The sequence below is a fragment of the Pedobacter cryoconitis genome, from assembly GCF_014200605.1.
In the GTDB taxonomy this organism is placed as follows: Bacteria; Bacteroidota; Bacteroidia; order Sphingobacteriales; family Sphingobacteriaceae; genus Pedobacter; species Pedobacter cryoconitis_B.
In genome coordinates, this window is record NZ_JACHCE010000009.1 from 1 (window position 1) to 12862 (window position 12862).

Annotated in this window: 10 protein-coding genes and 2 tRNA genes; 8 read left to right on the forward strand and 4 right to left on the reverse strand. The window is 35.5% G+C overall.

Annotated features, from left to right (window positions below):
- Positions 1–503: 503 nt before the first annotated feature.
- The 3 genes from HDE68_RS26730 to HDE68_RS21620 all read right to left on the reverse strand — a co-directional run bounded on the left by HDE68_RS26730 (position 504) and on the right by HDE68_RS21620 (position 1124).
- The gene (locus HDE68_RS26730; protein ID WP_411267958.1) at positions 504–764 is read right to left on the reverse strand and encodes an Arm DNA-binding domain-containing protein; all 261 of its coding nucleotides are present in this window, start codon (positions 762–764) and stop codon (positions 504–506) included.
- Positions 765–882: 118 nt separating this feature from the next.
- Positions 883–965: transfer RNA gene (locus tag HDE68_RS21615), tRNA-Tyr, on the reverse strand.
- An 85-nt stretch (positions 966–1050) separates the two neighbouring features.
- A tRNA-Ala gene (locus tag HDE68_RS21620) sits at positions 1051–1124 on the reverse strand.
- Positions 1125–1381: 257 nt separating this feature from the next.
- Here HDE68_RS21620 and HDE68_RS21625 point away from each other — a divergent pair.
- The 5 genes from HDE68_RS21625 to HDE68_RS21645 all read left to right on the forward strand — a co-directional run bounded on the left by HDE68_RS21625 (position 1382) and on the right by HDE68_RS21645 (position 6432).
- The gene (locus tag HDE68_RS21625) at positions 1382–1963 is read left to right on the forward strand and encodes a Crp/Fnr family transcriptional regulator (protein WP_183884322.1); all 582 of its coding nucleotides are present in this window, start codon (positions 1382–1384) and stop codon (positions 1961–1963) included.
- Positions 1964–2043: 80 nt separating this feature from the next.
- Complete coding sequence (locus HDE68_RS21630) at positions 2044–2682, forward strand: hypothetical protein (protein ID WP_183884323.1); 639 nt, start codon at positions 2044–2046, stop codon at positions 2680–2682.
- A gap of 93 nt (positions 2683–2775) precedes the next feature.
- Positions 2776–3486, forward strand: a complete 711-nt coding sequence (locus tag HDE68_RS21635; protein ID WP_183884324.1) for a hypothetical protein — start codon at positions 2776–2778, stop codon at positions 3484–3486.
- A gap of 21 nt (positions 3487–3507) precedes the next feature.
- Positions 3508–3879, forward strand: coding sequence for a hypothetical protein (locus HDE68_RS21640; RefSeq protein ID WP_183884325.1), 372 nt, complete (start codon positions 3508–3510; stop codon positions 3877–3879).
- Between the two features lie 1341 nt (positions 3880–5220).
- Entirely contained in the window at positions 5221–6432 is a 1212-nt protein-coding gene (locus HDE68_RS21645; protein ID WP_183884326.1) for a DUF4105 domain-containing protein, read from the forward strand.
- Between the two features lie 189 nt (positions 6433–6621).
- On the opposite strand, the gene HDE68_RS21650 is transcribed toward HDE68_RS21645, so the two are convergent.
- Entirely contained in the window at positions 6622–7683 is a 1062-nt protein-coding gene (locus HDE68_RS21650) for an alpha/beta fold hydrolase (RefSeq protein WP_183884327.1), read from the reverse strand.
- Between the two features lie 239 nt (positions 7684–7922).
- On the opposite strand from HDE68_RS21650, the gene HDE68_RS21655 reads away from it, so the two are divergent.
- The 3 genes from HDE68_RS21655 (at position 7923) to HDE68_RS21665 (ending at position 12808) form a co-directional block, all read left to right on the forward strand.
- Positions 7923–8360: a hypothetical protein gene (locus HDE68_RS21655; protein WP_183884328.1), complete on the forward strand. Its 438-nt coding sequence runs from the start codon at positions 7923–7925 to the stop codon at positions 8358–8360.
- 139 nt (positions 8361–8499) lie between these two features.
- A complete protein-coding gene (locus tag HDE68_RS21660) occupies positions 8500–10077 on the forward strand; it encodes a sensor histidine kinase (protein ID WP_183884329.1) in 1578 nt (525 codons plus the stop codon).
- Between the two features lie 100 nt (positions 10078–10177).
- Entirely contained in the window at positions 10178–12808 is a 2631-nt protein-coding gene (locus HDE68_RS21665; protein ID WP_260171834.1) for a zinc-dependent metalloprotease, read from the forward strand.
- Positions 12809–12862 lie beyond the last annotated feature (54 nt).

The following is a 12862-nucleotide window of genomic DNA, read 5'->3' on the forward strand; positions in this document are numbered from 1 at the left end:
CCCCTACGGAGCTGACTCCATGCTGAGAGATGAAAAATAATATATAAATTTGAATTCTCGCCTCCTAAACCGGTTCGAAAAAAGGGAGGGTTACATGACCTATCTTATCAGATTTGTATTTCTTGTTCGTTAGCATGAGGAAGGCAGGTAAATGTCTATCTATCAAATATAAACAACGAATCAACATAATCAGTTTTATTTGAATGAATTTTACCCATTAGTTAAATCTTATATGTTTGATTAGGATACAGAGATATTACATCTATTTGTGTAGTAACTGTAATTGAAACAACTGCCCAGTTCATTGTTTAAAAGGTCAAATATTCCACTATAAACCACATTTAGCATAATTACTAGTAAATGAAAAAGAGCCACGTGAGTGGCTCTAATCCTTGGTGTGTGGTAATAAATTTAGTTGTCTTTAACAAAGCGGATTACCCTCTTCTCTGCCGGAAATGTAGTAATACCATCTCCATAAGCTGTAGTATTAGAAATTGCACCTCTTAACCCAACTGGCTTATCATTACTATCAAAGGTAGCGGTTGATACTTCAAAAAGTAAAGGATAGGTGTATGTCGAACTCTGTACGGTTGTAGATGACTATTTTTAATAACGGCTTTAATTGCATCCCATTCTTTAATGTGAACTCTTAATCCGGTAGAAACTGTAGTACTGATTCTGTTACTTGTAACTCTTACTACGATTGGGTAAATCTGATCTGATTTAGATCGTTTGTCATTTAGGATAAGTTTATAATAAACCATAATTGGTCATTATGGTCACATGTTGTACTAGCAATAGAGTGCTTTATAGAGATCGAATGGCTAACTCCGATAAACAAAAAAGCCTTTCAGAATTAACTGAAAGGTTTTTTAAAAAGAGTGGGGGGAGAAGGATTCGAACCTTCGAAGTCTTGCGACAACAGAGTTACAGTCTGTCCCATTTGGCCACTCTGGTATCCCCCCGTTTATTTCACCAATATCCATTGGCATTATTGTCTTTAGCACCAGGCTAAAATATAAAGCTTCAGATTGCTCTGAAGCCTCTTTGTGGAGAATAGCGGAGTCGAACCGCTGACCTCTTGCCTGCCAGGCAAGCGCTCTAGCCAGCTGAGCTAATCCCCCTTGGGGTGGCAAAAGTAATTAAATTTGTATGGTATGCAAATTAAATAATGAAAATATTGAAATAAAATGGTTTAAAGCGTTTTAAATGGTGATTAAAGGCCGTGAAATCGATATTTATATATCTTGGTTTTTTTATCTCTGATAAAAAATAAAGAAGTAAAAGGCTAATTATGTAAATAAACGCAGAGATTTTGTCTGAATAACAAATACTATCTAATCATAATAAAATAACTATTTTCGAAATAAATTAATAAGAAATGGAGGATTCAAATACATATTATTCCAGTTTATTTCAATTGTTCAATTCAATCCGTGTAATTAGTGAAGAATTCAAAATAGCTATTGTTAACAATAGTGAACTCATTCATGTAAAAAAGAAAACAAAACTTCTTGAAGCTGGTAACCGTAGTAATAAGATCTATTTTATTGTAAAGGGAATGTCGAGAGTTTATTATTTGGATAAGGACGGAAAAGAAACTACTACCTGGATTTTAGTTGAGAATGACCTTCTTATTTCTGTATTTAGTTTTTTTACAGGAAATCCAAGTTTTGAATATATTGAAACTTTAGAAGACTGTATTCTTATTGAATTGCAAAGAGAAAAGGTTGACCGGTTGTATAATGAATTTATGGAGTTCAATTTTATAGGGCGAAAACTCACAGAACATTATTATATCCGTAATGAGATACAGGCTAATAACCTTAGAATGTTGAGTGCAAAGCAGCGTTACGAACAAGTAGTGTTACAAAGTCCTAACTTACTAAATAGAGTGCCGCTTGGGTATATAGCTTCTTTTTTAGGTATTTCACAAGAAACATTAAGCAGAATTAGAAAGTAGGGTTGGTTTTTTTGATAAATGTCAAAAATGTACCAGAAAAGGTGTTTTAGTTTTACAATGAAATTAAAACATATACCCTTATGAAATTAAAAATATCTATACCTCGCGTTTTAATGATTGTGCTGCTTGGCATATTATTAAATGCTTGTAAGAAAGATCAGCAAATATCAGTCAAACAGCAACCAGCTCCAGCTTTGACGATTCAAGAAGCCAGATCATGGCTGGAAAGTAACGATCCTAAAATAATGTTAGGCGATAGATGGAATAGTACGGCATTTATCAATGAAGAAGATGGCCATAAAGTTATCAAAGTAAAAGTGAACGAATCATTAAAGGATAGTATCTGGACATTAAGAGATATTCTTATTCAAAGAAACAATACAGGCGATATTGAAGCTGTTGGTTATGAAGTACAGGTTGCCAACTCTTATTTTTTTACAAAAAAGGGCGCAGAACTACCCGGGGCTAATAAAAGAGAATTTATTGACAATGCTGATTTTACAGGAAAAGTGATGCTTTATACACTTAAAAATAAAGCGATCAAAGGTACACGACTCTTAAACGGAAAAATTATAAGTAATTTGATTCCACGTATTCGTAGAACTGACCTTACGACGATGGGACAACAAAAGGATGACCAGAATCTTGATTGTGCTGATTCTTATTTTGGAGATGAAAATACATCTTGTACACCTGGTGGAACACTTAACGAGGTATAAATAATTGGTCAAAAACCACCATTACCTGATTTTACGTGGGTTTTTCCTCCAACAAATCCGGCAAATACGCCAGCTACAGGACCAGGTACACAAATGCCAGTTGGTACTCCAGGTGGGGGCGGAGGTGGGGGTAATATGGCCACTTTAAGTAGTAGTTATTTGGAAAATGCAACAATTGTCAATGACAATAAACCGAAAATAGATCCGGAAAAATATATTAGATGTTTTAATGACGGTAAACCTGCGAAAGAATATAAAATGACGATTTATATCAATCAACCTAATCCAGGATCGAATGATCAATGGACTAGTGATATAAATTCTAATATAGGACAAGGTTTTATAACTCCAGGTGGGCAAATTTTTAATGTTGGACATACCTTCGTTAGTTTTATTAAGGTCAATACTGATGGAAGTTCTGTAACTCAAGTAATGGGATTTTATCCCGGTGGTTTAGGGTTAAAATCTCCAGGTATAGTTAAAGATGACGGAGGTCATGCATATAATGTTAGTTATACATCAAGTGTAACTGTTGATCAATTCAATCTTTCTTTAAATACTGTAATAAATGATAGCAAAAATACGGTATATAATCTTGGGAATTATATTTTTGGAGGAGTGGAATATAACTGTACTGATGCTGCTTCGGCATGGATGGGGAATGCGGGAATTCGTTTACCGGCAGGTGTTGCAAGGGGATTATTTACAAATACTCCAGGCGACTACGGTCAGGTATTAAGTAATGTGAATGGGGCAAATAAAAGTCCTGGAAAAGCGCCACAAAGTCATGGAGAGTGTAATTAAATAATTATCTAATATAAAAATATGAAATTTCTCTTAGTTTTAATGATTGTATTTTCATTTATAGGTGGCTTCTCTATAAATGGTGTTTGGAGTTTTCTTTTTCAATTTGAATTCATAGATATGCTTAATATGATAAAAATGGGAAATCAATCTTCATCTGAAGTAGTAGCTTGGATTGCCATATTAATTGGACATATTGGAATCATTTCTTTGCCATTTTTAACAAAAAATATCTACTTCAAAGTGGTCTTATTATCAGCTCCATTATTATTTATATTGGGTTTTATTGCTTCAGTATCAATATTAGCGATTGTTTTCTTATTTCCTTTAATAATTACGTGGATTATTGCTGTTATCTATAGAAATAAAATAAAGCGATATAGAGATGAATAACTTCTTTGAAGTTTGGTTTCTTAAAGTATGATTAAAGTTAATCCATTTTGAATTATAACTGTATGCTTTGATAAAGGATTTCATCAGAATATCGTGCGATTAAATAGTTTTTTAGCAAAATATTCTATTGAAAAAACTAATCTTTTTTTTAATCTTAATGAGTTTAAGCAGCTTATTTATGGGGATATCCATAAATGGTGTAATGGGGCATATTTACTATTATGAATTTATTTCTTTCCCTAGAGTAGAGTTTAACTCAAATCAGAGAGTGTATTTTCGTTTAGTATTGTGGGCGTTCGTTGTTTTATGTCATTTCATCATGTTTATTTTACCATTTTTAATTAAAAAGTCGTATTTCAACAAGGCCTTATTCTTTGCTCCATTAACTTACTTTGTGTTTATGGGTATCGTAAATCCTTTCTATGGTATCTTGTTGATCCCGGCATTAATTATTTGGTTAATATGTCTTTGGATTAATAAAAATAGAAAAGTGGGAGATGGTTATTAGAAAGACTATATTTCCGTAGTATCTTTTTCAAACTCCAACACAATTTTGACTTATAAGAGTCTACAGCAGCATTGACATTGTTAACTTATTTTTTGCCTGTATGCTATTTATCGATCAGGCTTTATAGTTTTTTTAGATAGCATACATAGTATGTAATTGTGTATTCTTTTACAAGAGGTTATATTATTTCAATAATTTATGAATAGACTGAATCAGGGCTACTATTTTGTACGGAATATAGAAATTAGAATCTGGTTATCAATTTTGGCCATAGTAAGTTTATTTACATGTATTTCATTAAATGGTCAATGGAGTTTCGTATATCAATACACGTTTTTTTTCTTCCGTTCTTCAGATATAATGTACAAAGATATTGTTAATCATGACCAACTAGAATTGCGATTTCTTATATATTGGTCAGTTGCCTTTTTTTCGCAAGTTACTTTATTACTTTTTCCAATTATTTATAATAAAATAAATATTAAAAAATGGATATTCTATATTCCGTTAATCTTTGTTTTATCTTTGTCTCAATAGTGACAGTAGGTGTTTTTGTACTTTTCTCAATGATCATGCTTTTGACTATTATAAGCGGATTAATAATAGGTAAGAAAGAGCATATAAGTTGAAAATATCTAAACATTCGGCTCAGGTTGGTTTAGCCTTTATAAATCAGTTTGTTTGTAAGTATCAATTATTTTTTAAAAACCGGCAAATACTTTCTAACTCAAAACACAATCAATATTTCGCATTAAGTTAATAGTGCAAGCGTAAATTGTCAACGGGATGAAAACACCATAAGCCCACGGTTGCAATTATCTCTGAAAAACCTGATGCGCAAACAATTTATCATTTTATTGCTTTTCATTCTATATCAACAGACTGCAAATGCCAGTCTTTCTGTCCCTGCTCAGAATTCTCTGTTCCTATCTGAAAACTCTTCTGTCAGTGTGCTGACCTGTGAGAAGACCAGTAAGTACTTATACTCCTTATTTGGACATAGCGCAATCAGAATAAGCGATCCGGAAAGACAAATAGACCTGATCTATAATTATGGGACATTTGATAATGATGATCCTGATTTCTATATCAACTTTATCAACGGCAGGATGAAGTATTCTTTATCTGTTTCAGACTATACTGCTTTTTTGCAGGAGTATGTCATTAACGAACAATCCGTTTCCGCTCAAAAACTAAATCTGACATTCAAACAGAAAAACAAGTTGTTTGCACTAATTAATGAAGAAATAAAACCAGCAAATAAGTTCTACAATTATGATTTTGTACGTAATAACTGCGCTACCAGAATAAGAGATTTGCTGGCTAAAACTATAGGGCCTGAATTTGATAGAACCTTACTTCTTATGAATAAAGGAGAAGGCAGTTCTGTGCGCAAAATGATAAGTAATTATCTGACCAAAGATGAGCTCTATATGCTCGGAATGAATCTGTTATTGGGGGAAAAAGCCGATGTGGTTTCCAGTAAAGCAGTCAGCTTGTTTCTGCCTGATACTTTAGCAAAAAGACTTGATCAGCTTCACCTGCGAAATACTAAACTTTCAGCTTCACCTGTATATCTGTTTAAATCTGATCGTAGCCAGTTACCTTCCCCTAATCCAGAATTAATAAATAAAGGTCTTTATGTATTAACATTGCTATTGGCCATAAACCTGTTCGTTCAAAAGAAGCCTTTATATTTAAACAAGCTGATCCTGTTTATCACGATAATGATTTTTACAGTGGTCAGTCTGGCTGGTTGTTTACTGATTTACCTGTCCGTGTTTTCCAGTATGGAATTAGTCAGGTATAACCTGAATATACTGTGGTGTAATCCGTTTTATTTACTGTTATACTTTAAAGCATTCAGGAAATATACGATAATGGCTTTATTGACAGGCATACTCGTGTTTATACTCTGCTATTTTCAAACCATAAGTTTCCCGTTTACCTTTCCGGGCCTGCTATTAATTATGGTATTGTTAGTCTTATCTTTTAATAACAATACTTCTGCCGGTAACCAGATTAAAAGTATAAATCTTGTATAATCCATCATCACTGATCTCAATAGTCTCTACCAAACCAGTTTTACTAAATGTATCTGTTACTAAATTACCTTTCTTTACCTCCTGTAATACCGATGCCGGGGTGTCATTGTTCAATCTGATCATGGTGCCTGTTCTAATATATGGTTCAGTTAAAAAAAGATAAAGATAGGTGCATACATCCGGTTTCAATTATTTTTTAACCATCTCTAAGAATTTTATTAACTCTTTGCTAAACTGCTCTGGCTGTTCATAGTGTATATTGTGTTCAATTCCAGGGTATTCAACTCTTTTAATCAATTTTGGGAATTTCATGGCTAAAGCAATATTCTCTTTTTCAAAAGGCATAGGGTCATGGTCTGACACCGGATCGAGAATTAGCATAGGAACATGCAAATTTCTGAATATAATTTTCGGTTGGACCATCGTTATGGATGCTCCATATAAAGGAGCATGGTTAGGTTTTAATACAAGATCCCGGAATTGTTTTTCATCCTTCATATAGAAAAAATCACTTAACCCTGCATAAGTAACCCAATGGTCTCCCTGCTGTCTGACGATATTCAGGAGCTCAAATTGAGTCCCGCCCATACTTTGATCATATAAGCTTTGATAAGCAGCCTTTTCATCAGCAAAAGATGCTTCATAGTTATTAACTACCCCTTTTTCAGGAGTCATGGATTCGATTTTAAGATGGAGGCTTTCCTCACTCATCCGATGGTTATAACTGTTAAATGCTACTGAGCCGCCATCCTCCAATATTAAGCCCCTTACTCTTTCGGGATAACTCTGATAAAAGGCTGCAGCAATATAACCTCCTCTGGAAAACCCGCCAATTACAGCCCGGTCAAGCTGAAGAGAATCCATTAATACTGCAATATCATCTGCAGAATTATAAAGTGAGACTTCCTTTTCGGGAATAGGGGTTTTACCATGGCCGTAATAATCAACAGCAATTAAATAATAACCGCCATCAGTCAGTAGCTTCGCAATATTTGCCAGCTCATAACTATGACTTAAACTTCCATGAGACCAGATCAGCGGAGTATCTTTAGGGTTCCCCCATAACAGGTAATGCATTTTTACATGATCAGTTTGGACATATCCACCATGTATTTGCTCAAATTCAAGATAGTCAGACTTCGCTCTTGTATATAAATTAGCCTGATCAGCCGTAATCCCATGCTGAGCCATCAGCGGATTGCTGATTACTACACTTAAAAATAAAAAGCTGAATAGTAAAACTGACCTCATATTGAAATTCTCCGATACCAAAGCTAAAGAGATAAATGAAATCGTTTTAAATAAATGAGGGAGATCATCAAATATTACCTCCCTTTGATTTAAGCACCGAAATCGATAAATAATCTTTTTTTTATTATACGATTGATATTAAAGACTCTTGAACTTAATTGCTGATTTCCATATATTTACAGGTGCCTATTTAGGAGTGATTTATAGAATGTTTAACCATTATATGAAATTATACCAACATGTTTGATGTACTAAATAAATATAAACAGAACGGCCATTTCTTTTTGACACCCGGAGATGAATTAAGCAAAGTTTGTAATGCACCGGAAAAACAACCCGGAGTTTTTCTTGCTTATGCATTAAAAAATGGCAGGATTGAACTTGTATTTATCGGAGGTACAGGGGAAATTGATAAAAGAAGGCTTCTTGCTATTCAAAATACAGGCATTGGCGGATTGAAAGACGAACTGTTGAACGGATTGGAGTTTACGGACACTCCAAGGAAAATATCATGGCCGGCCCAAATGGAAAAAGAGCATATTGAAGCCCTGGATATTTACTGGTATGTCACTTACAATGAAAAGCACAGCGACAATCCTGAAAAAATTGAAAATACGCTTTTCGAGATACATTTTGGGCTTTTTCAAAGGATACCAAGGTGGAACCTTGACCTGTAAATACAGTCAGGTCTGCTTTTAAGCATTTTGACTATATTTGCCGGAATGAAACCGTCATGTGCAGCAGAACAGCAATCAAAATGTACAAAATTGAGTAGCATATGATAGCTTCATCTCAATTAAAAACAATTTTACACTGATGAAAACTGCGCTATATAACTCCAAATATTTTATTGGAATAGGAGTTCTTATTTTGCTGTGTTCCAGTGGAATTGGTTTTTTTATGACCAATAAATTCAATAAGCGCACAGAAAGGATCAGTAGCGATATGGCTATTAGCATATATCAGCTGAAAGCTAATGTAATCAATAGTGAATTCAGAAGTTTTATCAGAGGGCTGAACAATTCTGAAGCGATTATTCCTCAATTTAACTCCAGTAATGAATTTCTTCAGACAGAAAAGCTGATCAATACACTTTTATTGAGCCATCCTAAAATTAATCATGGCTGGTATGCAATTGCTAAGGGAAAGGATACTGTTTACAAAAAGATCACTAAAATAGGAACTGCTTATCAGCACGGTTCTATAGCTGATTATCAGAAAAAATGGATTCATAGCCAGCTTATTACAAAAGATAGTATCACAAGAATTGGAACTGTAATTAATGTAAAAGATTCCATGCATGGTTTATTTGCTTCCAGACATCGCCTTGCAGATTCTTCTACTGTTATTTTAGGGCTTGATATCAATTTCAAAGACTTACAGCGCTATTTATGGAGCGTAGACAGTACCAGTCGTGCATCGATGCATATCGTTGATGAGCATGGCTATTATATTATAAGTCCGGAAGAGAAACTGATTGGCAAACGAATCTTCAGGGAAGCTGAAGGAACAGGTTTGCGTAAGCTATCAGATAGTATCAGTAGTTATGAAACGACAAAATCGGCTTACCTGGAAATTCCTGTGTACCGTTTTTATACCCCTTTGAACATTGGCCTGATGAAATGGACAATGGTAGTCGAAACACCTGTTTTTGTAACCGACGAAGAAGTGAAGGCGATTGAAAAGTATGTGATGATCATGTTTATTGTCACTACTTTAATTATTCTGATTTTGCTGGAATGGTCACATGCTAAATGGCAGAAGCAATTTATGCTGAGACAATTGGCCGAAGTATCGGTTGCACGCCAGGAGAAGGAGAATGCGGTTCTGCAGCTCGATAAGCTTAAGGAGAAGCTTGATCCACATTTTCTGTTTAATTCTTTGAGTTCACTCAATGGGCTAATTCAGGAGCAGCCGGAATTGGCAAAAGCATTTGTTGTTAAACTTTCGAGGGTTTACCGCTATGTTTTAGATCCTACCCCAAACGGATTAGAAGAAGTATCCAGGGAAGTACGTTTTGCAAGTGAGTATTTCTTCCTGTTAAAAATCCGTTTTGGTGATGCACTCGCTTCCTTAGAAATCGATTTAAATGAAAAACATTCCTCTGCTTATATCCCTTTTATGAGCGTGCAGACTTTAGTCGAAAATGCCATTAAACATAATGTCGTTTCTAAATTAAAACCTTTGCATATCAGTATCAGAAGTGAAGGGGACGGACTGCTGGTGACTAACAACTTACAATTACGTACTGATGTTAAAGATTCCGGTAAGCAGGGATTGAAATATTTGCAAAGCATTTATGCCCATTTTGGGGACCTTCATCTGACCTATGGAATTGAAGATGGGTCTTATAAATGCTTTTTGCCGCTGATTAAAAAACCGCCCACTCCTTAAAACTGCGCTTTCACTTCGAATATCAACCCTTTCACTTTTAATAATTTCATAATCTCCCAACTAAGGGGGATTTTGTAGCATGATTTTGACTAAAAACCTTTTGAAATTGTCTTTTACAGCACTATTTTTATTCTTGTGCAATGTAAACGGTTACACTCAGATACCTAAGAAACTACCGAAACCTACTGGTAAGATTACCAATAAAAAAGCAGTTACGGATACGCTTAAAAAGAAAGTGGTTAAAGATAGCACCAGTAAAAAGGAGCTGAAAAGTTATGCTGAATTATTAAAGAAAGCGACTACGCTGAACGGATTATTTAAAGTTCACCAGTCCGAAAGCGATTATTACTTTGAAATCCCGTTGAAATTAATGGGAAAAGACTTTTTAGTAGTCAACAAAATATCATCAGTCCCTTTGGCATTAAACGAATCGGGAGTGAACAAAGGGGTGAACTTTGATAATAAAGTGATCCGCTTTTCGAGAAATAAATTAGCTAAAACCGTATGGGTTGAAACTATAGTTCCACAGGTAGAATCTCCTGCTGCAGACGCTATTAGCCGCTCTGTAAAAGATAACTTCACCGGTTCTGTTATAGAATCTTTCAAGATTGAAGCTTATTCACCTGATTCATCGGCTGTTGTTATCAAAATGAACAAAGTTTTTGATGGAACAGAGAAAAGTTTCAATGATATATTTAATGATATAGGATTGGGTGCAACACCTAAAACGTCTTTGTCAACTATTGAAAAGATTAAAAGTTTCCCTCAGAATGTTGTCGTCCGTGCTTTATTGAGTTCAAGAGTAATGGATGCAGGAATCAGCGTACCTATCAGTATTGCGGTGACCACTAACATTCTTTTATTACCTGAAAAACCAATGAAACCTCGTTTTGCAGATAATAGAGTTGGTTTTTTTAGTACACCAAGATGGTATTTCTCCGATAAACAGCATAAACTGGAAACCAGAGAACTGGTAACCCGCTGGAGAATGGAGCCAAAACCAGAAGATCAGGCAAGATATCTTAAAGGTGAACTGGTAGAACCGGTTAAACCTATTATATTCTATATCGATCCGGCTACTCCGCCACTATGGAGAAAAGAAATTATTGCAGGTGTATATGACTGGCAGAAAGCTTTTGAACAAGCTGGTTTTAAAAATGCAATTCAGGCCCGTGAGGTTACAGATACTACTGATTATGATGGTGATGATGTTCGCTATAATGAAATCACTTATGCAGCTTCACCTAAATCAAATGCAATGGGCCCTGCAGTTGTAGATCCAAGATCCGGTGAAATCCTGGAATCTGATGTGATCTGGTGGCATAATGTAATGACTTCTGTGCAGGACTGGATGCGTGTGCAAACAGGAATAATTGATACGGCAGTAAGACACAATAAAGTATCAGATGAAAGAATGGGACATGCAATCCGTTTTGTATCATCCCATGAAATTGGACATACGTTAGGCTTGAAACACAATATGGCTGCTTCGGCATCTTTCCCGGTTGACTCTTTACGTTCCCCTTCTTTTACGAACCGTATGGGAGGAACAGCTTCGTCAATTATGGATTACGCACGTTTCAATTATGTAGCACAGCCAGAAGATAAAGTTACCAATATCACCCCTCAGATAGGGGTTTATGATACTTATGCAATTGCATGGGGATACCGCTGGTTGCCGGGAGAAGATCCGCGTCAGGAATTGCCAGTGCTTAAAGAATGGATTAAAGTACATGCGAACGATCCTTTATACCGCTATGGCGAACAGCAGGAAATGAAAAATATTGTTGATCCAAGGGCACAGTCCGAAGATCTTGGTGATGATGCAGTTAAAGCAAGCCGTTACGGACTGGCAAACTTAAAACGTCTGATCCCGCAAATTTTAGCGTGGTCTGCACCTGAAGGCGATAATTACTATCAGGCAGGTAAGTTGTACTTATCTGCAATATGGCAATGGCAAACTTATAATGAACATGTCACTGCAAACATTGGCGGATATTATTTAGAGAATCCGGTTAGCGGAGATGGCAAAGATGCTTATACACCAGTACCTGTTAAGATCCAGAAAAATGCTTTGGAATATTTCAAAGAACAAGTTTTCACTATGCCAGAGTGGTTATTCAATAAAGAATTGCTTAAGAAAACTTTCCCGGTAAAAGATACACCGGTAGGACCGCTTGAGTATGCACCATTAAACCTGAGACGCGAATATCAGTATGGCTTGCTTTATAGCCTGCTAAGCGAAAACCGTTTGCTGAGAATGCTTGAAATGGAAGTCCTGTTTGGTAAAGATAAAGTTTTCACGGTTGCTGATTTATTTAACGATATCCGTCCCGCTATTTTTGCAAAGACAATCAAAGGTAAATCGCTTTCTATTACAGACAGAATGTTACAGCAGAACTATGTTGACGCATTGTTGGTGAGCACAGATAAGATGCTTGAGAAGGTGACTAAAAAATCATTGAAACAAACCAATCTGGATAATTTACCACAAACATGTGATTTAGGCCTGAGCAGAGAAATGGAAAACAGGATGAATCCTGCAGCAGGATTGAGACTGATTTATGTAACTGCAATGACCCGCACTTCAGAAGCTGCATCTGCAAAAAGAGCAGAGCTGTTACAGATCCTGACCATTCTTGAAGACAATAAAAACAGAGGTGATGAATCGACTAAAGGTCACTATATGGACCTGATCCTTCGTATCCGTCAAAGTCTGCAAGTGAAATAAAATACAAGAACACACACATATAAATCAAACACACCAAACAACACACACACACAC

What these genes read in the sequence shown, in the direction of transcription:
- HDE68_RS21635 (WP_183884324.1), top strand. Translation starts at nt 2,776, where the DNA reads ATGCCAGTTGGTACTCCAGGTGGGGGCGGAGGTGGGGGTAATATGGCC.
- HDE68_RS21625 (WP_183884322.1), top strand. Translation starts at nt 1,382, where the DNA reads ATGGAGGATTCAAATACATATTATTCCAGTTTATTTCAATTGTTCAAT.
- HDE68_RS21660 (WP_183884329.1), top strand. Translation starts at nt 8,500, where the DNA reads ATGAAAACTGCGCTATATAACTCCAAATATTTTATTGGAATAGGAGTT.
- HDE68_RS26730 (WP_411267958.1), bottom strand. Translation starts at nt 764, where the DNA reads ATGGTTTATTATAAACTTATCCTAAATGACAAACGATCTAAATCAGAT.
- HDE68_RS21645 (WP_183884326.1), top strand. Translation starts at nt 5,221, where the DNA reads ATGCGCAAACAATTTATCATTTTATTGCTTTTCATTCTATATCAACAG.
- HDE68_RS21650 (WP_183884327.1), bottom strand. Translation starts at nt 7,683, where the DNA reads ATGAGGTCAGTTTTACTATTCAGCTTTTTATTTTTAAGTGTAGTAATC.
- HDE68_RS21655 (WP_183884328.1), top strand. Translation starts at nt 7,923, where the DNA reads ATGTTTGATGTACTAAATAAATATAAACAGAACGGCCATTTCTTTTTG.
- HDE68_RS21630 (WP_183884323.1), top strand. Translation starts at nt 2,044, where the DNA reads ATGAAATTAAAAATATCTATACCTCGCGTTTTAATGATTGTGCTGCTT.
- HDE68_RS21640 (WP_183884325.1), top strand. Translation starts at nt 3,508, where the DNA reads ATGAAATTTCTCTTAGTTTTAATGATTGTATTTTCATTTATAGGTGGC.